Source organism: Myroides sp. (assembly GCF_032073645.1).
Classification (GTDB): Bacteria; Bacteroidota; Bacteroidia; order Flavobacteriales; family Flavobacteriaceae; genus Flavobacterium; species Flavobacterium odoratimimum.
Genome location: NZ_DAMANB010000003.1, coordinates 102,753 through 126,930, shown reverse-complemented (window position 1 = coordinate 126,930; position 24,178 = coordinate 102,753). Strand labels below are relative to the sequence as shown.

The 24,178-nt window shown below is 35.1% G+C and carries 17 protein-coding genes and 1 pseudogene; 11 read left to right on the top strand and 7 right to left on the bottom strand.

Annotated features, from left to right (window positions below; translation table 11 throughout):
* Window positions 1-62: 62 nt before the first annotated feature.
* Together rpoC and RT228_RS03570 are read left to right on the top strand one after the other, a co-directional pair.
* Entirely contained in the window at window positions 63-4,358 is a 4,296-nt protein-coding gene (gene rpoC / locus RT228_RS03575; protein ID WP_006259587.1) for a DNA-directed RNA polymerase subunit beta', read from the top strand.
* A 4-nt stretch (window positions 4,359-4,362) separates the two neighbouring features.
* A complete protein-coding gene (locus tag RT228_RS03570) occupies window positions 4,363-4,671 on the top strand; it encodes a DUF3467 domain-containing protein (protein WP_006259586.1) in 309 nt (102 codons plus the stop codon).
* Window positions 4,672-4,814: 143 nt separating this feature from the next.
* Here the strand turns inward: RT228_RS03570 and RT228_RS03565 are convergent, their stop codons facing one another.
* Together RT228_RS03565 and RT228_RS03560 are read right to left on the bottom strand one after the other, a co-directional pair.
* Window positions 4,815-5,183: a hypothetical protein gene (locus RT228_RS03565; RefSeq protein WP_313138469.1), complete on the bottom strand. Its 369-nt coding sequence runs from the start codon at window positions 5,181-5,183 to the stop codon at window positions 4,815-4,817.
* Entirely contained in the window at window positions 5,180-5,773 is a 594-nt protein-coding gene (locus tag RT228_RS03560) for a superoxide dismutase (RefSeq protein WP_006259584.1), read from the bottom strand. Before RT228_RS03560 ends, RT228_RS03565 begins: the two co-directional genes overlap by 4 nt.
* Before the next feature lie 211 nt (window positions 5,774-5,984).
* Here RT228_RS03560 and RT228_RS03555 point away from each other — a divergent pair, with 211 nt between their 5' ends.
* The 8 genes from RT228_RS03555 (at window position 5,985) to RT228_RS03520 (ending at window position 17,497) form a co-directional block, all read left to right on the top strand.
* Window positions 5,985-9,233, top strand: a complete 3,249-nt coding sequence (locus RT228_RS03555) for a SusC/RagA family TonB-linked outer membrane protein (protein WP_006259583.1) — start codon at window positions 5,985-5,987, stop codon at window positions 9,231-9,233.
* Window positions 9,234-9,250: 17 nt separating this feature from the next.
* Window positions 9,251-10,699, top strand: a complete 1,449-nt coding sequence (locus tag RT228_RS03550) for a SusD/RagB family nutrient-binding outer membrane lipoprotein (protein WP_006259582.1) — start codon at window positions 9,251-9,253, stop codon at window positions 10,697-10,699.
* Window positions 10,700-11,407: 708 nt separating this feature from the next.
* Window positions 11,408-12,406 carry a pyruvate dehydrogenase (acetyl-transferring) E1 component subunit alpha gene (gene pdhA / locus RT228_RS03545; protein WP_006259581.1) on the top strand — a complete coding sequence of 333 codons (999 nt, stop codon included), beginning with the start codon at window positions 11,408-11,410 and terminating at the stop codon, window positions 12,404-12,406.
* Window positions 12,407-12,416: 10 nt separating this feature from the next.
* On the top strand, window positions 12,417-14,030 hold the full coding sequence (locus RT228_RS03540) for a 2-oxo acid dehydrogenase subunit E2 (protein WP_006259580.1): 1,614 nt from the start codon (window positions 12,417-12,419) through the stop codon (window positions 14,028-14,030).
* A gap of 145 nt (window positions 14,031-14,175) precedes the next feature.
* Window positions 14,176-15,108: a M20/M25/M40 family metallo-hydrolase gene (locus tag RT228_RS03535; RefSeq protein ID WP_006259579.1), complete on the top strand. Its 933-nt coding sequence runs from the start codon at window positions 14,176-14,178 to the stop codon at window positions 15,106-15,108.
* Window position 15,109: 1 nt separating this feature from the next.
* Window positions 15,110-15,787, top strand: coding sequence for an SDR family NAD(P)-dependent oxidoreductase (locus RT228_RS03530; protein WP_006259578.1), 678 nt, complete (start codon window positions 15,110-15,112; stop codon window positions 15,785-15,787).
* Window positions 15,788-15,799: 12 nt separating this feature from the next.
* Window positions 15,800-16,423 (top strand): SprT-like domain-containing protein, encoded by a 624-nt coding sequence (locus RT228_RS03525; protein ID WP_006259577.1) that lies wholly within the window; start codon window positions 15,800-15,802, stop codon window positions 16,421-16,423.
* 6 nt (window positions 16,424-16,429) lie between these two features.
* Window positions 16,430-17,497, top strand: a complete 1,068-nt coding sequence (locus RT228_RS03520; protein ID WP_006259576.1) for a mannose-1-phosphate guanylyltransferase — start codon at window positions 16,430-16,432, stop codon at window positions 17,495-17,497.
* Between the two features lie 53 nt (window positions 17,498-17,550).
* Here the strand turns inward: RT228_RS03520 and RT228_RS03515 are convergent, their stop codons facing one another.
* The 3 genes from RT228_RS03515 to RT228_RS03505 all read right to left on the bottom strand — a co-directional run bounded on the left by RT228_RS03515 (window position 17,551) and on the right by RT228_RS03505 (window position 20,000).
* On the bottom strand, window positions 17,551-18,327 hold the full coding sequence (locus RT228_RS03515) for an ABC transporter ATP-binding protein (RefSeq protein ID WP_006259574.1): 777 nt from the start codon (window positions 18,325-18,327) through the stop codon (window positions 17,551-17,553).
* 3 nt (window positions 18,328-18,330) lie between these two features.
* Entirely contained in the window at window positions 18,331-19,077 is a 747-nt protein-coding gene (locus RT228_RS03510; protein ID WP_006259573.1) for an MlaE family ABC transporter permease, read from the bottom strand.
* A gap of 68 nt (window positions 19,078-19,145) precedes the next feature.
* Complete coding sequence (locus RT228_RS03505) at window positions 19,146-20,000, bottom strand: glycosyltransferase family 2 protein (RefSeq protein ID WP_039328535.1); 855 nt, start codon at window positions 19,998-20,000, stop codon at window positions 19,146-19,148.
* Between the two features lie 136 nt (window positions 20,001-20,136).
* Here RT228_RS03505 and RT228_RS03500 point away from each other — a divergent pair, with 136 nt between their 5' ends.
* Window positions 20,137-21,603: a lipopolysaccharide biosynthesis protein gene (locus RT228_RS03500; protein ID WP_006259571.1), complete on the top strand. Its 1,467-nt coding sequence runs from the start codon at window positions 20,137-20,139 to the stop codon at window positions 21,601-21,603.
* A gap of 77 nt (window positions 21,604-21,680) precedes the next feature.
* On the opposite strand, the gene RT228_RS03495 is transcribed toward RT228_RS03500, so the two are convergent.
* Together RT228_RS03495 and RT228_RS03490 are read right to left on the bottom strand one after the other, a co-directional pair.
* Window positions 21,681-22,592 (bottom strand): DMT family transporter, encoded by a 912-nt coding sequence (locus RT228_RS03495; protein ID WP_006259569.1) that lies wholly within the window; start codon window positions 22,590-22,592, stop codon window positions 21,681-21,683.
* A 295-nt stretch (window positions 22,593-22,887) separates the two neighbouring features.
* Window positions 22,888-24,109, bottom strand: a pseudogene (locus RT228_RS03490) (MFS transporter).
* Window positions 24,110-24,178: the final 69 nt, after the last annotated feature.

The window sequence follows — 24,178 nt, the reverse complement described above, 5'->3', positions numbered from 1 at the left end:
TATAGGGTAAGCAGTGTTGCACTGCTTACTCTTTATCATACACTTTAACAAGTAAGTTTACCATGAATAAAAATAAAGAGAAAAATACCGTAAAAAGGTTTAATAAAATCTCAATAGGTTTAGCATCGCCAGAGTCTATTCTTGCAGAATCGAGAGGTGAGGTTTTAAAACCTGAAACAATCAACTATCGTACTCATAAACCAGAACGTGATGGTCTTTTCTGTGAGCGTATTTTCGGACCTGTAAAGGATTACGAATGTGCGTGTGGTAAGTATAAGAGAATCCGTTATAAAGGAATCGTGTGCGACCGTTGTGGTGTTGAAGTTACTGAGAAGAAAGTACGTAGAGATAGAGTTGGTCACATCAATTTAGTTGTGCCAATTGCTCATATCTGGTACTTCCGTTCATTACCAAACAAAATTGGTTATATCTTAGGTCTTCCTTCTAAGAAATTAGATATGATCATTTACTATGAGCGTTATGTGGTAATCCAAGCTGGTATTGCTAAAAACGTTGATGGTGAACCTATCAATAGATTAGATTTCTTAACTGAAGAAGAGTACTTAAACATTTGTGATACTCTTCCGATGGAAAATCAATATTTAGATGATACAGATCCAAATAAATTCATCGCTAAAATGGGTGCTGAATGTATTATGGATTTATTAGCTACTACAGACTTAGATCAGTTATCATATACTCTACGTCACGCAGCTAATAACGAAACATCTAAACAAAGAAAAACTGAGGCGTTAAAACGTCTTCAAGTAGTTGAGTCTTTCCGTGATTCTAATTTGAATCGTGAGAACAGACCAGAGTGGATGATTTTGAAAGTTATTCCAGTTATTCCACCAGAATTACGTCCATTAGTTCCACTTGATGGAGGTCGTTTTGCTACATCTGATTTAAATGACTTATACCGTCGTGTAATTATCAGAAATAATCGTCTGAAACGTTTAATGGAGATCAAAGCTCCTGAAGTAATTTTACGTAATGAGAAACGTATGCTTCAAGAAGCTGTTGATTCATTGTTCGATAACACTAGAAAATCTTCTGCTGTTAAAACAGAATCTAACCGCCCATTAAAATCTCTTTCTGATTCATTAAAAGGTAAACAAGGACGTTTCCGTCAAAACTTACTTGGTAAACGTGTTGACTATTCAGCTCGTTCGGTAATTGTTGTTGGACCAGAATTAAAATTATTCGAGTGTGGATTGCCAAAAGATATGGCAGCTGAGCTTTACAAACCATTCGTTATTCGTAAGTTAATCGAAAGAGGTATTGTTAAGACAGTAAAATCTGCTAAGAAGATTATAGATAAAAAAGAACCAGTTGTTTGGGATATTTTAGAAAACGTAATTAAAGGACACCCAGTTTTACTTAACCGTGCTCCTACGTTACACAGATTGGGTATTCAAGCGTTCCAACCTAAGTTAATCGAAGGTAAAGCGATTCAATTACACCCATTAGTGTGTACGGCATTCAATGCCGATTTCGATGGTGACCAGATGGCAGTTCACTTACCTCTAGGACCAGAGGCAATCTTAGAAGCACAATTATTAATGTTAGCTTCTCACAACATCTTAAACCCTGCAAATGGTGCTCCTATTACTGTACCATCTCAGGACATGGTATTGGGGTTATACTACATGACTAAGTCACGTAAATCTACTCCAGAACATATCATCAAAGGTGAAGGATTGACTTTCTACTCTGTAGAGGAAGTACATATTGCATTAAATGAAGGTAAACTTGATCTTAACGCTAACGTTAAAGTTAGAGCTAAAGATTATAATGCTGAAGGAGAATTAGTATATCAGATTATTGAGACTTCTGCAGGTAGAATTTTATTTAATGAAGTAGTACCTGAAGTTGCAGGATACATCAATGAGGTATTAACTAAGAAATCATTAAGAGATATTATCGGTCGTATTTTAAGTATTACTGATGTACCTACTACTGCTGCATTCTTAGATGATATCAAAAACATGGGATACGGTTACGCATTCCGTGGAGGATTATCTTTCAGTTTAGGTGATATTATGATTCCTGAGCGTAAACAAGAATTAATTGATGATGCGAACCAACAAGTAGATCATATTACTATGAACTATAATATGGGACTTATCACAAATAATGAGCGTTACAACCAAGTTATTGACGTTTGGACTTCTACAAATGCTATGTTAACTGAGTTAGCAATGAAAAACATTCGTGAAGACAAACAAGGATTTAACTCAGTATATATGATGCTTGACTCTGGAGCCCGTGGTTCTAAAGAGCAGATTCGTCAGTTAACTGGTATGCGTGGTTTGATGGCTAAGCCTAAGAAATCTACAGCTGGTGGTGGAGAGATTATCGAAAACCCAATTCTTTCTAACTTTAAAGAAGGTCTTTCGATTTTAGAGTATTTCATCTCTACTCACGGTGCTCGTAAAGGACTTGCGGATACGGCGTTAAAAACAGCGGATGCTGGATACTTAACTCGTCGTCTACATGACGTAGCTCAAGATGTTATCGTTAACTCTGTTGACTGTGGTACATTAAGAGGTATTGAAGTTAAACCACTTAAGAAGAATGAGGAAGTTATCGAATCATTAGGAGAGAGAGTTTTAGGACGTGTTGCTCTTAATGCAGTGATTAACCCACTTAATTCTGATGTATTAGTTGAAGCTGGTGAAGAAATTACTGAAGCTATTGCTAAATCAATCAACGCTGCACCAATTGAATCAATTGAGGTACGTTCGCCATTGACTTGTGAGGCTAAAGTTGGTATCTGTGCTAAATGTTACGGACGTAACTTAGCTACTGCTAGAATGGTTCAAAAAGGTGAAGCTGTAGGTGTTATTGCTGCTCAATCTATTGGGGAGCCTGGTACACAGTTAACATTGAGAACATTCCACGTGGGAGGTACTGCTGGTAATATCTCTGAGACATCTAGTATTACTGCTAAATTTAAAGGTCGTTTAGAAATAGAAGATCTTAAAACAGTAAAAGGTGAGGATAATGAAGGAAATGCTATTGATATCGTTATTTCACGTTCTACTGAGGCTAAGTTATTTGATACTAATACAGGTATCTTATTAACAACAAATAACATTCCTTATGGTTCTACAATCTATGTGAATGATGGAGATGTTGTTGAAGAAGGTGCTACGTTATTTAAATGGGACCCTTATAATGGTGTAATTGTTTCTGAGTTTACTGGTAAAGTTGCTTATGAGGATATCGAACAAGGACAAACGTTCATGGTTGAGATCGATGAGCAAACAGGATTCCAAGAAAAAGTTATTACTGAATCAAGAAATAAAAAATTAATTCCTACTTTATTAATCTATGGTAAAGATGGTGAGTTAATTCGTTCATACAACTTACCTGTAGGTTCTCACCTAATGGTAAATGATGGCGATAAGATTAAAGCTGGTAAAGTTTTAGTTAAGATTCCTCGTCATACATCTAAAGCTGGGGATATTACTGGAGGTCTTCCAAGAATTACTGAGTTGTTAGAAGCTCGTAATCCTTCAAACCCTGCAGTAGTTTCAGAAATTGATGGTGTTGTATCGTTCGGTAAAGTTAAGAGAGGTAACAGAGAGATCGTTGTTGAGTCTAAAACTGGAGATGTTAGAAAATACTTAGTTAAGTTATCTAATCAAATTTTAGTTCAAGAGAATGATTACGTGAAAGCTGGTATGCCACTTTCTGATGGAGCTATCACTCCAGACGATATCTTAAGAATCCAAGGACCTTCTGCTGTTCAACAGTACTTAGTAAACGAGATTCAAGAGGTTTATCGTCTACAAGGGGTTAAGATTAGTGATAAACACTTTGAGGTAGTTATCCGTCAAATGATGCGTAAAGTTAAAATCGAAGATCCAGGAGATACTTTATTCTTAGAAGATCAATTAGCACATGCTGCTGACTTCATCGCTGAGAATGATAGATTATATGGAATGAAGGTTGTAGTTGATGCAGGTGAGTCTGATAATTTGAAAGAAGGACAGATTATTACTATGCGTGAATTACGTGACGAGAACTCATTATTGAAACGTGAGGATAAGAACTTAGTAGTTAGTCGTGATGTTATGCCTGCTACTGGTACTCCAATGTTACAAGGTATTACTCGTGCGTCTTTACAAACGAAATCATTTATTTCTGCTGCGTCGTTCCAGGAAACAACGAAAGTGTTAAACGAAGCTGCTGTAGCAGGTAAAGTAGATGGATTAAACGGATTAAAAGAAAACGTTATTGTAGGTCACAGAATCCCTGCAGGTACAGGTATGAGAGAGTACGAAAGTATCCTTGTTAGTACTTCAGATGATGAAGGATTTGCAAATAAAGAAACAGATTTAAACTTCTAGTATTATGGAAAAAGAACAAGATCAATTTAGCCTTGAATTAGACGAGGCAACAGCAGAAGGAGTGTATTCTAATTTAGCGATTATCAATCATTCTAATACTGAATTTGTGGTTGATTTTGTTACCATAATGCCTGGAATGCCAAAGGGTAAAGTAAAGTCTAGAATTATTTTGACGCCTCAACACGCGAAGAGATTAATGACTGCTTTACAAGAAAATATCCAGCGCTATGAAGGTAGTAATGGAAGTATAGTTGATGTTGAAGCTACTGGTGAATTATCAGCTATAAAGTTTGGCACTAAAGGAGAAGCATAAATCCAATAGAATAGTTGATTTAACATCAACCAAAAGAAAAAGGTCTACATTTAATGTAGACCTTTTTTGTTTAAAAAGAGTTTTTTATTCTTGTCAATTTAGAATTATGGCTTTACTAATTAATGGAATAATCTCTTTTAGTTTTAAATATTATTAAGCTTCAGTTTGAAGTTAGCTAGTGTAATTGACATTTCATGATCTTTGCTTATAAGCTCTTTGACATTGTCAATATAATTGTTAAGCTTAGAGACTAGTTTTTTATACTTGTCAGTCTCCTGTTCTTTCCTATATAAGGTGGCTAACCTCATAGATATGTCTATGTATTGTAGATAGAGTTTAGGACCTGTTTTTAGATATGCTTTATAAGAAGCACATAATACTTCTAATCGACTTATGGCTTCGATATAGTAGTTAATAGCTAAACCATTATTTCCTTTTTGGAGCTGCTCATTAGCAAGTTCTTGCTTTAGTTTACAGCTTTTCTCTATGTGCATAATACATTCTATACTCATTTTACTAAATTTTTATTGACAAATTCCCAGTTGATTGCATTCCAAAATAATTGAATAAAGCTTGGCCTTGAATTTCTGTGGTCTATATAATATGCATGTTCCCATACATCTATAGTTAGTAAAGGCGTGTTTCCATAAACTATTGGTGTGTCAGCATCTTTTAGACTCATTAGTTCCAGTTTATTTTCTGGAGTTAGTACTAACCATACCCATCCACTTCCAAATAATTTAGTCGCTTTGTCAATGAATTGAGTTTTTAGTTCTTCTAGAGATCCGAAGTACTTACCTATCATATCTAGTAGCTCTTCATTAGGCTGACCACCTTGGTTCGGAGTGATGGATTTCCAGAAAAAAGAGTGATTAAAATGTTGTGCAGCATTGTTAAATATGGCTACTTCTCCTTCTGCTTGTGTACCTGTGATAATGTTCTCTAAACATTCATCTTCCCATTTCGTGTTTGTTATTAAATGGTTAAGGTTGTTTACATACGTTTGATGATGTTTTCCATAGTGATAATCGAATCCTTCAGTAGATATAAAAGAATTGAAAGAATTTTTATCATATGGTAAATCAGGAAGTTTGAATTTCATTATTTATAGTTTTATTTTTATTAGACAAGGCTAAATTAATAATTTAGATTAGACTAAAAAATTATTTAGATATTTTTTTGTTTACAATTATATAACAATGATTAACTGTTTGGTAATCGTTAAACGTTGTGCCGACTAATGGCATTTCATTCTTTTGTGACTGTATTAAGTGGGGTATTTAGTACAACCAACAACAACACAATTTTAAGTAATGAAAAAAGTTAGACGTAATTGTCATCAAATTTGTTTGATTATAGGAAGTGTTTTATTGCTACAATCAAATTCATTATTCGCTTCTAATGTTTCAACTGATGCGTTAGATAGTATGACTACTGAATCTTCTTCAGAGCAAAGTAGTGGCTCGATCGTAAAGGGAAAAGTAATTGATAACCTTGGATTGACTTTACCTGGTGCAGTGGTTCAGCTGTCTGGATCTAAGCACATCACATCGACTGATCTAGATGGTAACTTCACATTATCTGTGCCTGATACTTTCTTAAAAGGTGAGATCATCATTTCTTTTATGGGATTTGAAGAGAAGAAAATGATTGTTAGTAAAGGTGATTTTGTGAATGTGACCTTAGTAGAGTCAAGCAGTATGCTTAATGAAGTTGTAGTAACGGCTTTAGGTATTAAGAGAGAAGAGAAGCAATTGGGGTTCTCTCAACAGACTTTGAACAGTGAACAACTTGATAATACTCGTTCTAATACTTGGTCAGATGCTTTAAAAGGAAAAGTGGCTGGTATGACTATGACCTCTGCTAGTTCTGGTCCAATGAATTCGACACAAATTAAGTTGCGTGGTGATCGATCATTAAATGCTGATGCTAATGGAGCGTTAGTGGTAGTAGATGGTGTGATCGTTAATAGTACTTTGTGGAGCAGTGGTGCTGGAGATTCTTATATTGGTACTGATGCTCCTGTAGATTATGGTAACGGTATAGCTGATATAAATCCTGATGATATAGAAAGTATCTCTGTGCTTAAAGGACCTGGTGCAGCTGCATTGTATGGTTCTAGAGCTAGTAACGGAGTATTAATGATTACTACTAAATCTGGAAAAAAAGACAAAGGATTAGGTATATCATTTAATTCTAATGTTAGTTTTGATGTGATTCAGAGATGGCCAAAATATCAATACGAATATGGTCAAGGTAGTGGAAATAGCTTTGACAAGGAAGGTAATCCTTATTACTCTTACGGCTTATCAGATGATGGTGCGAATACGGGAAGTACGAGTAGTGCATTCGGACCTAAGTTTGAAGGACAATATTACTATCAGTACGATCCTACAACAGAGACTCAAGGTGCAGAAAGAACCTTGTGGAGACCATATAAGAATAATATAAAAGACTTCTGGCGTACAGGTATTACTACCACTAACACTTTAGGTCTATCAGGCGGAAGTGATAAAGGAGATATTAGAACAACGATAACGCACTCTAAGAATGAGTGGATCATGCCTAACACCGGCTTCGATAGAACTACGCTGTCTACTAAGGCGAAGTATAATATCTCTGATGCAGTTACTTTAAATGCTAATGTTAGTTATACCAACAGAAAGAGTGATAACCTACCAGGTACAGGATATGGTAACCATACGATAGGATATTTTATGATCTTTCAGAATCCTAATGTTGACTTAGAATGGTATAGACCTATCTGGAAAAAAGATTATAACCAGACACAACAAATACATCCGTTTAGCTCATATATAGAGAATCCTTATCTAATCGCTTATGAGACGACTAATCCAGTAAATACAAACACTATAACAGGAAGCCTATCGACTGATATTACTCTTGCACCTAAATTAAAATTAATGTTGCGTGCTGCGTTGAACTCACGTAATGATAAACGTGAACAACGTAGACCTTATAGCACGACTAAGTTCGGTAAAGGATACTTTAGAACACAACAGATAAACTTCCAAGAGATCAACACTGATGTCTTATTAACCTATACAGATAATGACTCAGATATATTTACCTATAGCGGATCTATAGGAGGGAATATGCTTGATTCTAAATATCACAGTGTGACATCTTATGTAGACGGACTAGTTACGCCTGGTGTATATATGTTAGCGAATGGTATCAATAATCCTATCACTAATGTTCTAGATGACGATTATAAAGTGAACTCTGTCTATGGAATGGCTTCAGTTGGGTATAAGAATATGGTATTCTTAGATGGAACTATTCGAAATGACTGGTCGAGTACATTGCCTAAAATGAATTGGTCATTTTTATATTCTTCATTAAACGCAAGTTTTGTGTTGAATGATATTTTTAGAATGCCTGCGAGTATTGATTACTCTAAACTGAGAGTGTCTGTGGCAAAAGTAGGTAATGGTACTAAACCATATCAAACGTTGAAATATTATTCTAATAGTGCTTTTGCGAGCTCTGCTACGTCTGCTACCACTTTACATAATGGTGAATTAAAACCAGAAGGTACTAATTCGTTTGAGATTGGATATGAACACAAAATGTTTGGCAATAGGTTAGGTCTTGATGTGACAGTCTATGAAACCAATACAAAAAATCAAATTATTACTGTACCATTAAATTATGTGACAGGATATAATAAGGCTGTAATTAATGGAGGAGATGTACGCAATAGAGGTATTGAACTAATGTTAAGTGGTACACCTATTAAGACAAAAGATTTCTCTTGGAACACCTCAGTGAACTGGGCTAAAAACAAGAATAAAATCTTAAGCCTAGCAGAAGAGTTCGAAGGAGGAGATCAACAAGTATTAGCTACATCTGGTACAGCATCTATTATAGCTAAAGTAGGAGGAACCACAGGAGACTTATACGGTTATAAATTTGTGAGAGATGATCAAGGGCAAATCGTATATACTGATAAAGGACTTCCTGAACAATCTAAAGAAATAGAATATATCGGTAGTGCTTATGCAGATTGGACGATGGGATGGACTAATACGTTTAAGTACAAAGGATTTAAGTTCAGCTTTACGATAGATGGGCAGTACGGAGGTAATGTATATTCACAGTCCCATCATAAGATGAGTGAACAGGGGAAACTAGAACACACTTTATACGGTAGAGAACAAGGATATATCATAGGAGATGGAGTAGTGAGAAATGGAGATGGTACATTCTCTCCTAATACGACTAAGGTAGACCCAGCTAGTTACTATAAAGAATACTATAGAAGAGCTAATCTAGAGTCTAATACATTCGATGCTTCTTACATCAAATTGAGAGAAGTGAGTTTTGAATATAATTTCTCTAAGCAGATATTAAATAAGTTACGCCTGAAGAAGCTAAGTGTGTCTGTATATGGACGTAATCTAGCGATGTTGTCTAACTTCCCGTTATTTGATCCAGAGACAGCAGCGTTAAATGGAGGTTCTATGATGCCAGGAGTAGAGATGGGGCAGATGCCATCACCTGCTACTTACGGTTTTAGCATTAAACTAGATATCTAATATTAAGAAAACGACAGATGAAAATCAAAAATATATTTTTAGGATTATCAGCAACAGTATTGCTGACTGTAAGTTGTACTTCTGATTTTGAAGAGAAGAATATTGATCCTAACCGTTTACAACAGATTAGCCCAGCAACGTTATTAAATCCTATCATCTATGAGATGGCTAGTCATAATATGTATCGCAGTTGGTCTCATAATAATCATTTAATGCAAGATATCGTGGTTTATCCTAGTGATGTACCAGGTATGCAACGATATGATTTAAGTGATGATGTAGGAGCGTCATCGTGGAATGCTTATTACAGATGGTTAAAGAATGCTCGAGATATGGAGTATGAGGCTGTGAAGGTTGCAGATCCTAACTATGAAGCGATGGCTTTAACTCTAAAAGCGTGGATCACTTCTAACTTAACTGATTTATTTGGGGATGTACCTTATTTTGAAGCGTCTAAGGGAGAAGAGAAGATTCTATATCCAGCATTTGATTCACAAGAGAAGATATATGATAGTCTTTTAGCTGATCTAGAGAGAGCGAATAGCTTATATGATTTAAATAGGAAGTTAGTATATAATCCTGATATTTTATATATAGACTCAAAGACATATTGGGATGACTGGCAAAAGTTTACGAATAGTTTGCATTTGCGTTTATTGTTGAGAATATCAAATAAAGAAAATAAGAATGCATATCAACGTATGCTAACGATACTTAACGATCCAGATAAATATCCTATTATTAATGATGTGAAGTCACAGGCTAACCTAAAGATAACAGGGGTAACACCTAATATCTCTCCATGGAGTCGTATTCAAGATTTTACATTAAGTCGTAAGATGGCTTCTTTCTTTATTGATAATTTAAATGATTTTAATGACCCAAGGCTTCCATTATATGCAACAGAAGCATACAGAGTAGAAGGAAAGAAGAAAATATATATAGGGTATAAAGGAATACCTAGTGCCTTTGATGGTTCAGATTCACAGTTTGATTACGAAGCTTCTACATTGAATAATGTTATGGCGGCTAATCCTACAGAAGCACCTATACTAACGTATGCTGAAGTATTATTTATAAAGGCTGAGTTAGCTCAGAAGGGATACTTATCAGATGCTAAGAGCTATTATGAGCAGGCGGTGAAAGAGGCTATTACATCTAAGGGATTAGAGATGCCAACTAATTATTTTACTTTAGAAAGTACTAGGTATAATGGTACATTAGAGCGTATTATGTTGCAGAAATATTATGCATTGTATATGAACGATTATCAACAGTGGTTCGAATACAAGCGTACAGGATACCCTAAACTACCTAAGACAGAGTCAATGCTAAACGATGGGAATATGCCTAATAGATTCCCATACCCGATCAATATACGTACTCAGAACAAAGGTAATTATGAGAAAAAGGTAGCAGAGATGGGAGGAGATAATATTAACTATAAGATGTGGTGGCAAAATTAGTTTTGATTAGAACTACTTAGTTTATTCACTATTATAGATCATTAAGTAAGAGAGTGTTTATAGTGTATTATATATTTTATAATGTAGAAGAGAGCCTGTGAGAATAGGCTCTCTTCTTTTTTAGGTATTGCATGCAAACTTAGTATGAATTGGTACTAAAGTAATGCGAGTTGAGTCCGTAGTGAGTCCGTTATGAGTCCGTAGTGAGTCCGTTAAAACAAGGATAGAAACGGACTTAGTATGCAGGCAAGATAGAAGTGCGATTAACTGATCTGCACTAAGAGACAATGAATAGTCAAGGTTGATAGATGACAGATAATAACACTAGCAGATGGAGAATACTATAAATGAGCTATAATAGGAGTTTTTAGAAGATTTTACAGACTAGTTGCCCTTTATTCGAAAGGTGGTATAATTTATGTCTCTTTAAATGAGGTTGATATTAGCAATATTGAGGATGTTATAATAAGATTAAAAAAGCAAAAGAGGGATTTTTAGGTTTAAGTTTTAAAAAATAGAAATGTAAGTAAACGATCTAATTATAAGGTATTGTTAAATTAATTGTCTAAAATATTATCAAATCTAAAATACTTCAAATAAATTTTTCAGTCTAGTGTAGATATATTATTTTTGCTTCTCCACAGTAGTGTGGTTAAACGAGAAAGTCTGTATTTTAAACGGGAGACCGTTTATGAAAAGTAAAGTCATATGAGAGAAATTACAAAAGAAGTTTATCTAAAGTGGTATGAAGACATGCTATTTTGGAGAAAGTTTGAAGATAAGCTTGCTGCTTTATATATTCAACAAAAAGTGAGAGGATTCTTGCATTTATATAATGGGCAGGAAGCAGTATTGGCTGGAGCTTTACATGCAATGGACATGTCTAAAGACAAGATGATTACAGCATATAGAAATCACGTTCAGCCAATCGGATTAGGAGTAGATCCTAAGCGTATTATGGCTGAGTTATTAGGAAAAGGTACTGGTACATCACAAGGATTAGGTGGATCTATGCACATCTTTTCTAAAGAACACCGTTTCTATGGTGGTCATGGTATCGTAGGGGGGCAAATTCCTCTAGGAGCTGGATTAGCATTCGCTGATAAATATTTTGACAGAAATGCTGTGACTATGTGTTACTTCGGTGATGGTGCAGCACGTCAAGGGTCTTTACACGAGACATTTAATATGGCTATGAACTGGAAATTGCCAGTAGTATTCATCATTGAGAACAATGGATATGCTATGGGGACTTCAGTAGAGCGTACAGCTAACCATAGTGATATTTGGAAATTAGGTTTAGGATACGAAATGCCTAGTGGACCAGTAGATGGTATGAACCCTGTAAAAGTAGCTGAAGCTATGTACGAGGCTATCGAAAGAGCTCGTCGTGGAGATGGACCTACTTTATTAGAAATGAAAACATACAGATATAGAGGTCACTCTATGTCAGATGCTCAACACTACCGTACTAAAGAGGAAGTAGAAGAGTACAAAAAAATAGACCCAATTACACAAGTATTAGATGTAATTAGAGAAAAAGGATATGCTACTGAAGCTGAGATCGAAGCAATGGATCAAAGAGTAAAAGATTACGTGGCTGAGTGTGAGAAATTCGCTGAAGAGTCTCCATTCCCAGAGAAAAACGTAATGTATGACGTAGTATACGAACAAGAGAATTACCCTTTTATCCCTCACAGATTATAATAAAAAGAACATGGCAGAAGTAATTACAATGCCACGCTTAAGCGACACGATGACAGAAGGTGTTGTTGCAGCATGGTTAAAAAAAGTTGGAGATAAGATTTCTGAAGGAGATATCCTTGCAGAAATTGAAACAGACAAAGCAACAATGGAGTTTGAATCATTTAATTCAGGTACATTGTTATATATTGGATTACAAGAAGGTGAATCTGCTCCTGTAGATTCGTTACTTGCTATTATAGGAAATGAAGGTGAAGATATTTCTGCTTTAATCAGTGGTGCGGGTAATGCTGCTCCTGCTGCTGAGGCTGCTGCTGCTGTAGCAGAGGCTAAAGTTGAAACACCAGCTCCTGCTGCGGCTACTATGCCTGCTGGAGTTAAAATCATTACTATGCCTCGTCTTAGTGATACTATGACTGATGGTACAGTAGCTACTTGGATTAAAAAAGTAGGTGATAAGGTTCAGGAAGGTGATATCCTTGCAGAAATCGAAACTGATAAAGCTACTATGGAGTTCGAAGCTTTTGAGGCTGGAACTTTATTATATGTTGGTATTAACGAAGGTGAGTCTGCTCCTGTTGATAGCGTATTAGCGATCTTAGGGCCAGAAGGAACTGACGTATCAGCTGTAGTTGCATCTGCTCAAAATGGTGGTACTTTCGCTGCTGAGGCTCCTGCTACGGAGGCTCCTAAAGCTGAAGAACCAAAAACTGTAAGTGTGGAGGCTGCTACTTCTACTAATGGGAGAGTATTCATTTCTCCATTGGCTAAGAAAATTGCTGAAGATAAAGGAATAAATATTACTGAGGTGAAAGGTTCAGGTGAGAATGGACGTATCATCAAGCGTGATATTGAAAACTATACACCTGCTGCTAAAACTGCTGCTCCTGAAGCTGCAGCTACTGCTGCTGTACCTGCTGTTAAGGCATTCGTACCAGCTGGAGAAGTAAGTGTAGAGGAAGTGAAAAACTCACAAATGCGTAAGACGATTGCTCGTCGTTTAGCTGAGTCTAAGTTTACTGCTCCTCATTACTATTTAACTATCGAGTTAGACATGGATAATGCTATTGAATCTCGTAAGATTATCAATAACTTACCTGATACGAAAGTGTCGTTTAACGATATGGTAGTGAAAGCATGTGCTATGGCACTTCGCAAACACCCTCAGGTGAATACACAATGGACTGATAATGCAACTATCTATAACAATCACATCAATATCGGTGTAGCTGTAGCTGTAGAGGATGGATTAGTAGTACCAGTATTACCATTCACAGATCAGATGTCTTTAACTCATATCGGTGGTAAAGTAAAAGAATTAGCTGGTAAAGCTAAGACTAAAAAACTTACTCCTGCTGAGATGGATGGAAGTACATTCACTGTGTCTAACTTAGGTATGTTTGGTATTCAGTCATTTACTTCTATTATTAACCAACCAAACTCTGCAATTCTATCAGTAGGTGCTATTGTAGAAAAACCAGTAGTGAAGAATGGTCAAATCGTAGTAGGTAATACAATGACAGTAACTCTAGCATGTGACCACAGAACTGTGGACGGTGCTACAGGTGCTCAGTTCTTACAAACATTTAAAGATTATGTAGAGAACCCAGTGACTATGTTGGCGTAATCTAAATAATAATATACTTAAGCCCTTATTCTTTTGAATAAGGGCTTTTTTATTGGTGATAATTTATTGTGTATGCTTGATATACGGTAGAATTTATTTTCTATAGTTGATTACCTTTTTGTATTTTTGATAAAAATATTTATAAATGAGAATTTTAAGCCTATTGGCAGCAGTCTTATTAGTTGGATGTGCTACTACTAAGACACCATCTGTTGTTAAAGCTAATGCTGAACAAAAGAATATTAAAGAAACATTATATTATTTAGCTTCTGATGAGTTACTAGGTAGAGATACTGGTACAGAAGGAGGTAAAATGGCTGGAGAGTACTTAGCTAAGCGATTAGAAGAGTACAAGATTAAGCCTTATTATAGTTCTTATAACGATACGTTACAGAATGTAGCAGATGCTTGGAATATCGTAGGAGTTATACCAGGTAGTGATGAGACTTTAAAAAATGAGGTAGTGGTGTTAGGTGCTCATTATGATCATATCGGAATAGAAAAGCCTGTAGATGGGGATTCTATTGCAAATGGAGCGAATGATAATGCTGCTGGTACAGCTATCCTGTTAGAGTTAGCACGTAACTTGAAGTTGCAAAATAATAAGCGTACAGTACTTGTGGCATTCTTCACAGGAGAAGAGAAGGGACTATGGGGATCTAAGCATCTAGCAGAGCGTTTAAAGAAAGAAAATGTGAATGTGGTATCTATGCTTAATTTTGAAATGTTAGGGCTGCCAATGAAGAGAGATTATATGACTTATCTTACAGGGTATGATCTATCTACTATGGCAACTAAGTTAAACGAATTGGCAGGGAAGCCTATTGTAGGTAAATTAGAAAAGGCTGAGGAGTTTAATTTGTTTAAGCGTTCTGATAATTATCCTTTCTATCAAATGTTTAAAGTACCATGTCAAACATTTAGTTCTTTTGACTTTGAAAATTATGAATATTACCACCATGTAAAGGATGAAGCTCATTTAATGGATTTAAATTTTATGACTTCTTTTACACAAGATATAATACCGGTTGTGAACAAACTTGTTAATTTAGCTCCGGGAGAAATAAGAATGTATTAAGATGAAAAATGTAATTGTTACAGGGACAAGTAGAGGTATTGGACTAGAGTGCGTACAATGGTTGTCAAAATTAGGTCATAATGTATTGGCTGTATCTAGAAAAATATCAGATAAACTTATTGATTTAGATAATGTTACTTGTTTAGCTGTTGATATAACTAAAGAAGAGGACATTCAGAAGGTAGTTGCCTTTGTACAGGACAATTGGGAGCATGTAGATATCCTGATTAATAATGCAGGGGCTATCGTGAACAAACCTTTTGAGGAGATCACACAAGAAGATTTTCAGTATGTATATAACGTGAATGTATTCGGTGCTGCTCGTCTAATGCAAGTTACTATCCCATTTATGAAAGTGAATAGTCATGTGGTATCAGTAAGTAGTATGGGAGGAGTGCAAGGAGTATTAAAATTCGGAGGATTAGCTGCCTATAGTTCTAGTAAAGGGGCTATCACTATCTTAAGTGAGTTGCTAGCTGAAGAGTATAAGGATAAGGGAGTATTCTTTAATGTAGTAGCTTTAGGAGCAGTACAGACAGAGATGTTAGAAGAGGCATTCCCTGGATATCAAGCTCCACTTATGCCAGATGAAATGGCTGAGTATATCGTGAATTTTGCGATACATGGAAATAGATTTTTTAATGGGAAGGTGTTGCAAGTGTCTACTACTACCCCTTAAATAAAAATGTAATTGATAGAGAAGCTAAAGCCATATTTACCAGAACAAGCAGTTGAACCTGTATTTGAATTGATAAAACACTATCATGTGCATCTAAAGATTGTACATGAGAGAGTTACACGTCATGGAGATTATACTCGTAATCACGATGGGAAACACATTATAACGATAAATTCTAACCTGAATCCTTACCGTTTTTTGATGACCTTGATTCACGAGATAGCTCATTTAGTGGCTTATCAGAAGTATAGAGGAGGAATAAAACCGCACGGAGTAGAGTGGAAAAGCACTTTTCAATTATTAATGTTACCCTTTTTAAGAGAAGAAGTGTTTCCTAGTGCATTATTACCTTTGTTAGCAAATCATTTTAGAAACCCTTCTGCTAGTAGCGATACTGATGAGAAGTTATCTATAGCGATGAGAAGGTATGATGTGCAGGATATAAATAATAACAATTGTTTTATATATGAAATCCCTTTAGGGAGTCATTTTAAAACGTATAACGGAAAGATATTTAAGCGTGGTCCTATACGGGTAAAACGCTTCGAGTGTTTAGAAGTTTCAACGGGCAGAATGTATACTTTTAAAGCAAATGCTGAAGTAGAGTTGTTGACCCATTATGTTGTAAATAGATAAAGATATATGAGTTCAAATTATTACGCTGTGATTATGGCAGGTGGAGTAGGGTCACGTTTTTGGCCTGTGAGTACACCAGAGTTTCCAAAACAGTTTCACGATATGTTAGGATCAGGAGATACCTTGATACAAAAGACTTTTAAACGTCTGTCTCAGGTAGTGCCTAAAGAGAATATTCTGATCTTAACACATGAGAATTATAAAGAAATTGTAAAAGAACAATTGCCTTCTGTAGAATCTGATAGTATTATCCTAGAACCAGATATGCGTAATACAGCTCCTTGTATTCTCTATGCAGCTATGAAGATTAAGAAGAAGAATCCTAATGCTGTAATGGTTGTGGCTCCTAGTGATCACTGGATAGAAGATGAGTTACAGTTCGTGTCTAACTTACAACGTACCTTTGATGTATGTGAGCGAGATAAGGTATTGATGACTTTAGGTATCTTACCTACGTTCCCAAATACGGGGTATGGGTATATAGAGTTTAACAAGTTAGACTCTCGTCCTATTAAAAAGGTAGTTCAGTTTAGAGAGAAGCCTGATTATGTTACCGCGCGTAAATTTATTCAAAGTAGACATTTTCTTTGGAATTCGGGTATTTTTATATGGAGTGTAAGCTCTATTTTAGATGCCTTTTCAGAATTTCAACCTGCGATGACTGAGTTGTTTGATAAAGGATATGAGTTCTTAAATACAGATAAAGAAAAAGCATTTATAGAAGAGAATTATTCTAAGGCAGAAAATATCTCTATAGACTATGCTGTGATGGAGAAGGCTAATAATGTATATGTATTGCCAGCTACATTTGATTGGAATGATTTAGGTACATGGGGATCTTTATATGATAAGCTTCCTAAAGATGATAATGACAATGCAGTAGTGAATGCTACAGCTTTCTTTAATAATGCTACAAATAACATTGTTAGAACTGCGAAAGGAAAAGTGGTGGTAGTAGATGGTCTGAATGACTATATCATCGTAGATAAGGATGATATCTTACTATTATACCCTAAGAAGAAAGAACAAGAGATTAAGGTTGTGAGTCAGCAAGTGACAGATAAACTTAAGTAAGAATACAAGAAAAGAAAAAGGAGTAGAACTATTAGTTTTACTCCTTTTTTATATTATTTCTTTTCGTTTCCGATTTGTCTCATAGCTTGACGTACCATTCTGAATAATTCTGATGAGTACACAAAGTCAACTACATCTTCATTGTCTGTCTGAATGATCTCTTTATGATTACCAGACCAAGCTAATACTCCATTCTTTAAGAATACAATGTGCTCGCCGATCTCTAATACAGAGTTCATATCGTGTGTATTGATTACTGTAGTAATGCCGTACTCATGTGTAATTTCTTGAATAAGGTTGTCTATAACGATAGCTGTCTTAGGATCAAGGCCTGAGTTAGGCTCATCACAGAATAAGTATTTAGGGTTGTTAACTATTGCTCTAGCTATTGCTACCCTTTTTTGCATACCTCCTGATATTTCTGAGGGCTTTTTTGTGTTAGCATTGATTAGATTCACACGATCTATAACTTCATTTACACGATGTGCTATTTCTGCATCGGATTTATTAGTAAACATTCGAAGAGGGAAAGCTATATTCTCTTCTACAGTCATAGAGTCAAATAAGGCACTTCCTTGGAATACCATTCCTATTTCTGTTCTCAACTCTCTTTTTTCGGTATTTGTCAGGTCTGTATATATTCTGCCATCAAAACTGATGGTTCCTTCATCAGGAGTGTGAATACCTAGAAGAGTTTTAAGCATTACTGTTTTACCAGATCCACTCTGCCCAATGATAAGGTTAGTTTTACCTGTTTCGAAAGTAGTTGTAATTCCTTTCAGTACTTGTGTACCATTGAACGACTTTTGTATATTTTTTACTTCGATCATTTCTTAGTTGCTTAAAAGTAGAGAGGTTAATATATAGTTGGTTAAGATAATAGCTACACTCGTCCATACGAATGAAGTAGTACTGGCTTTACCAACTTCTAATGCACCACCTTTCATATAGTAACCAAAGTATGATGGGATGGTAGCTAATAAGAATCCAAATAAGAAGGTTTTAATAAATGCGTATGTAACGTGGAATGGAGTAAATGAATCTTGTAATCCAATGATGAATTGTTCTGATGTAACAAAGTTCCCCATCACACCACCAAACCATCCTCCGACGATTCCTAAGAACATACTGATACCGATAACGAATGGATATAACATTACTGCTACTAGCTTAGGGAACACTAGGTAGTTAAGTGAGCTAACCCCCATTACTTCTAGTGCATCGATTTGTTCTGTTACACGCATCGTACCAATACTAGAGGTAATAAATGATCCCATCTTACCTGCCATAATGATAGAGATAAAGGTAGGAGCGAACTCTAGGATTACAGATTGTCTCGTCGCGAATCCAATAAGATATTTAGGTATAAGAGGGTTGGTTAAGTTAAGAGCAGTTTGGATAGCTACTACACCACCAACGAAAAACGATAGGAATGCCACAATACCTAAAGAACCAATGATAAGATCATCTATTTCTTTAAATATAAGTACTTTCATAACCTTCCACTTTGTCATTTTGCTAAACATTTCTTTTAGCATTATAAAGTACTGTCCTATATGTGTTAATCCAGATTTGATCATAAATATTAAAATATCGGCTAAATTACCAATTACAAATGAGTTTTAAGTTTATTAAAGTAAAAAAGTGATTAGAGTAACTTTGATTTTATCTTACTCCAACGGTATTTACGTATAAAAATGCCTTGCTCTTCAGTGACTAAATACGGTTGTTTTTCTCTTTTTGCTTTGTAGTAGCCACTGATATAATCTATGAATAAGAAAGGTTTCTTCTTCTTCATTGCTAGTTTTAATGCTGCTATACTTGTGATTACTATTCCGTAGTGAAGTCTGTAGAAAGCTTCTCCTTGTTTATACCTAGCCGCTTTATTATACATTGCACCAGTAGGTTTGAGGTGTTTCACTTTTAGCGTATCTATCGTAATGATCTTCCAGTTGTAAAATCTACACAAGAGTTCATCTACTGTATCCCATCCCATGGCAGGTTTAAGTCCTCCTATCTGTTTAAAACAGTCTAGTCGATATGCTTTAAATGCGCCTCTAATATGATCTTTATCTGTAAGGTTTTCGATTGTCCATTCCTTGTTTTTCTCTATGTAGGCAAAGCCTCCCACCATACCTATAGCTTGGTCTTGCGCAAAAGTACTTGCAATAGTAGCAAAGTAATCATTAGGTAGGATAAGATCAGCATCTAGCTTTACAATGAAGTCGTATTGATCTAAGTTGTTTACTTGTTCTAAACCATAGTTAAAAGCTTGTACAACTTTACTACCAGGTAGATGTATAGCCTCAGACGTTTTGTTGATTAGTGTGATATAAGGAAGATGAGCATAGTTGTTCATAATGATATTGGCTGTGTCATCTGTGGAATTATCGTTTACAACTATTACATCAGTAGGTAATAACGTTTGAGAAATTATACTGTCTAGAGTATGACCGATAAAAGCCGACTCGTTATAAGCAGGCATGATAATTAGGTATTTCATGTAATAGTGTTTGTGCGAATAAGTTTTCTTTTATAAGTTGGTATATTCACATAAGAATTACAAATTTAAAAAAAATAGTAGTTAAGGACTTATTAGCAAGTATATTTGTAAGTGATTAACAGATTTACGCATCCTCATGCAAGATAAAATATCTACAAAACAGGCATTTCTTTTTACTCTTATCAATTATATTGGTGTATTGATAGGAGTGGTGTCTACTGTGTTAATCTATCCTCAGGACAAAGAACTGTTAGGTATTATCCGTTTTGTAGATGCATGTGCGCAGATTATATTTCCGATTATTGTATTAGGGAGCACACATGCATTGATTAACTTTTATCCCAAATTAAGTGAGCGTTTACAGGGTAAACTCTTTAGTTATAGTATGCTCTCTATGATTAAGCTCACGATAGGAGTAGGGATAGTATTACTATTAGGATCCTATGTTTATGATGGTGCTGAGCTGAGATATGTAGTTATGGGGTTTGTACTAGCTATTTCGATGGCTTATATAGAGCTATTTAGACGACAAGCGACTAATCTACAACGCCTTTCTTTTCCTACGTTTTTTGAAAAGATTATCCCAAAGATAGCTTTACCAACAGTGTTCTTAATAGTAGTGTATGGTAGTTTTTCGATAGATAAGGCAGTGTGGTATTATATTGTTTCTTACTACGTTATCGCCATAGTAATAGGTGCTTATATATATAGACATTTTAAGTTTAATTGGCATTGGAAATACGAAGACTTATTTACTTATGTAGGAAAGAAGGAGTATTATGCATATAGCTTATTCGCCTTTGCAGGAAGCTTTGGATCTTTCTTTGCATTTAGAGTAGACTCTTTGATGATTCCTTACTTTATCTCTTATGAAGCGAATGGTACGTATAATATTGGAGTGACATTAGCGTCTACACTCGCTATACCAGCTACAGGAGTATTTGCACTATATGCGCCTATTATATCTGATTTAATAAAGAGAGCGGAACTGCGTACACTGAATATGAAATATAAAGAAGTAGCACGTAATCTTTTTTTTATCGGTATGCTTCTTTTTAGCTGTGTAGTCGTAGGTATAGAACCTCTTTTTCAGTTGTTGCCTACTTATGATAAGTTAGCCCCTTCATTGCCGATTATCTATTTACTTGGTATTAATGTGGTGATTAATATGTCTACGGGGTTTAATACAGAGATTATTTCTTATTCTAAGTATTACCGTTTTAATTTAGTTTCTATCTTAAGTTTGATGGTTCTTAATGTTGTTTTGAACTATGTATTATTAGCCTATACAGATTTAGGAATATTCGGTGTGGGACTAGCTTCACTATTATCTTTAACGTTGTTTAATATAGCTAAGACCTACTACATTTATCAGAAGATGAAGTTATGGCCATTCGATATTAACTTCTTTAAGCTATTGCTATTAATGGTCGCTTTTGTTGTTATTATATTTTCTATACCTAATAGTTCTCACCCTCTATTAGTCTTAGTCTTAAAAGTTGGATTAGTGATTATCCTAAACTTCATTGTTCTATTAAAGACAAATTGGGTTATAGGAATAAAGTCAATGTTAGATAAGCTACTTCGCAAACTAGGTTTGTAACCTATATAAAAACAACAACGCGATATACCTTACAGGGATATACCGCGTTGCTTATAAAAAATGGATATTCTCGTTGTTTAATTTTCTGGAATAACTTTCTTCTTGATTTTAGTCAATAGGAATATCGTTGTTATAATACAAAGACTTCCTATATAGTCCATCAATTCAAAGTTGACCCCAAAATATACTACAGCTATTAAAGTAGCAGACAGAGGTTCGGCACAAGCTAATAAACTAGCTCTTTGTGGTCCAATATTCTTTATCGCCATTAAGAAGATATAGAACGGTATCAATGTACCTAAGAAGATAATGAATAATACTGCCAAATATGTATCTGTATCCCATATACCTTCTAGCTTATGTGGAGGGTGTATAATACTCATCGCTATACCTGCGATAAGCATGCTCCAACCTATAATAGCAATAGGGCTATATCTATTCAATAAATGTACAGGCATAAGTGTATATACGGCTAATGCTATAGCAGAAGCTATACCCCATATTAATGCTGTAGGAGTGATATTCAGTGTATTAATATCTCCATGTGTTACCAATAAGAATGTACCTAACATCGCCATTCCTATCGCTAAGAATTCAATAGGCTTAGGCCATTTGCGCAGTCTTAATGCTAGATAGATAGCGATGAACACAGGGCCAGTGTATTGTATTACTGTTGCTGTTGCTGCATTAGAGTGAAGTATAGTTACAAAGTAAGTGTACTGTACTGTCAGCATTCCTAGTATACTGAAAAGAATCAATTGGACAGCATCTTTTTTGTCTTTCCAGATATTTACGACATCAGGATTCTTTCTGACAATCCCAAATAATAACATTAATACTCCTGAGATAAGAAGACGAACAGTAACTAACCATTCTGCGTTAAACTCTTTTTCTCTAAAAAGGAACTGAGCAAAAGCTCCAGATACTCCCCATAACATCGCTGCAAAGATTGCGGATGCAAAGCCTAAAAACTTATTGTTTAATTGCATTTTTAAAAACGTACTTCTAAGTACATTATTAGTTGAATATATTGTGATAAAAAGGATTCTTTTTACCTAAAGACTAACGCAAAATTACTGATAAATATGACTGTAAAATAGTAAAAAATACTACAGTATACGAATTGTCTACTCTGTATAAAATAGCTAGTTTTAAGAGAGGTTTATTAAGTATTTATCGAGATGTAATGCATATTCGATAAGTTATTTTTAGTTTTATAATTACAGCGATGTTCTATTTTATGCTGTATTGTATAGAAATATGCAAAGCTTAGTTATTTTTCTTCTAGTTTATTACTTTTTCTTTATTGTATAGCTTGATTATATAAAGTATAGCTAGTAGTAATGCTATAGCCGTTATGAGGTATCTTATTCCTAGTGCAGTGGGAGTGGTAATAGCTCCTGTAGATGAGATTATTAATGTGACAAAAGAGGTAAGCACATATACCAATCCGCCCATTAGACCACCTGCTGTACCTGCATTATTTGGAAACTGTAACATGGTCGTGGTAAAGAAATTATTAAATAAAGTACCAGAACAGATATGTATTAAGAATAAAAAACCTATTAGTATAGGAAGACTTTCTATCCATAAGGTAGAGAGTAGTAAAGCACTAATAAGTGTCAGTTGTACTCCAGAAGGTTGTAATACTTTTGGACGAAATGCTAAGTGCATCCTCTTTTTACCAATAAGTCCTCCTAACATCCATGAGAAGCCTAAGATAAGCGTACAGTATCCTATAATAACAGAGTTGTGAAGGAATACATTTTCTATTAAGAATGGTCCCGAAATATTAAAGATCATCACAATAGAGTAGCTCAATCCCAATATTAAGGTTCCCATCATAAATCTTTTCTCACTCAACATGACTTTGTATAAATCTAATGTATCTGATAAGTTAAACTTCTTCTTCTCAGGAATACTCTCACCACTGATACACAAGTCTAAGATTAATAATACCCCAGCATAGATAGCTAAAAAATAGAAGTTGGCATGCCAGTTAAATAGCTTCTCTAAGTATCCACCTAAGAAAGGCGCTAATATAGGACCACATGACCATACGATCGTAAAGTAGCTTAAGTAATACTGTCTCTTCGTTTCATCATAGATGTCTATAAAGATAGCACGCGTAGCAACTACTAGTGTAGAGATAGCCATCCCTAGTATAATCCTCATAATACAGATGTAGAAGACGCTATCCATCTGTGTGATACTAAGATTGGTAATGATTAATATCAGTAATGATTAATATCAGTAATGCGACTAAACGTGGTTTGTATCTTCCTATATTGTCTAAAAGGCTACCTACGAATATCTGTGATATACCATAGCTTAATAGATAGCAGGTAAGGGTAAGCTGTATGTCTTGTTCTGATACAGCTAGTCCTTTAGCCATAGAAGGGAATGACGGTAAATATATATCGGTCACAAAACCAGAAAGGGGTATAGAACAAAAGGCAAGTATTGTGGCTAGCTTTTTTCTTTGTTCACTTGCTTCTCTTAGCATATATTATAATTGTTGTTTGAGGAGCAAAATTAAGTAGGCAATCATTATCTTGAATTAAATATCTCAAAG

Excerpts from the sequence above, each read along its gene's own strand:
- rpoC (WP_006259587.1), top strand. The coding sequence starts at position 63 with ATGAATAAAAATAAAGAGAAAAATACCGTAAAAAGGTTTAATAAAATC.
- RT228_RS03570 (WP_006259586.1), top strand. The coding sequence starts at position 4,363 with ATGGAAAAAGAACAAGATCAATTTAGCCTTGAATTAGACGAGGCAACA.
- RT228_RS03565 (WP_313138469.1), bottom strand. The coding sequence starts at position 5,183 with ATGAGTATAGAATGTATTATGCACATAGAGAAAAGCTGTAAACTAAAG.
- RT228_RS03560 (WP_006259584.1), bottom strand. The coding sequence starts at position 5,773 with ATGAAATTCAAACTTCCTGATTTACCATATGATAAAAATTCTTTCAAT.
- RT228_RS03555 (WP_006259583.1), top strand. The coding sequence starts at position 5,985 with ATGAAAAAAGTTAGACGTAATTGTCATCAAATTTGTTTGATTATAGGA.
- RT228_RS03550 (WP_006259582.1), top strand. The coding sequence starts at position 9,251 with ATGAAAATCAAAAATATATTTTTAGGATTATCAGCAACAGTATTGCTG.
- pdhA (WP_006259581.1), top strand. The coding sequence starts at position 11,408 with ATGAGAGAAATTACAAAAGAAGTTTATCTAAAGTGGTATGAAGACATG.
- RT228_RS03540 (WP_006259580.1), top strand. The coding sequence starts at position 12,417 with ATGGCAGAAGTAATTACAATGCCACGCTTAAGCGACACGATGACAGAA.
- RT228_RS03535 (WP_006259579.1), top strand. The coding sequence starts at position 14,176 with ATGAGAATTTTAAGCCTATTGGCAGCAGTCTTATTAGTTGGATGTGCT.
- RT228_RS03530 (WP_006259578.1), top strand. The coding sequence starts at position 15,110 with ATGAAAAATGTAATTGTTACAGGGACAAGTAGAGGTATTGGACTAGAG.
- RT228_RS03520 (WP_006259576.1), top strand. The coding sequence starts at position 16,430 with ATGAGTTCAAATTATTACGCTGTGATTATGGCAGGTGGAGTAGGGTCA.
- RT228_RS03515 (WP_006259574.1), bottom strand. The coding sequence starts at position 18,327 with ATGATCGAAGTAAAAAATATACAAAAGTCGTTCAATGGTACACAAGTA.
- RT228_RS03510 (WP_006259573.1), bottom strand. The coding sequence starts at position 19,077 with ATGATCAAATCTGGATTAACACATATAGGACAGTACTTTATAATGCTA.
- RT228_RS03505 (WP_039328535.1), bottom strand. The coding sequence starts at position 20,000 with ATGAAATACCTAATTATCATGCCTGCTTATAACGAGTCGGCTTTTATC.
- RT228_RS03500 (WP_006259571.1), top strand. The coding sequence starts at position 20,137 with ATGCAAGATAAAATATCTACAAAACAGGCATTTCTTTTTACTCTTATC.
- RT228_RS03495 (WP_006259569.1), bottom strand. The coding sequence starts at position 22,592 with ATGCAATTAAACAATAAGTTTTTAGGCTTTGCATCCGCAATCTTTGCA.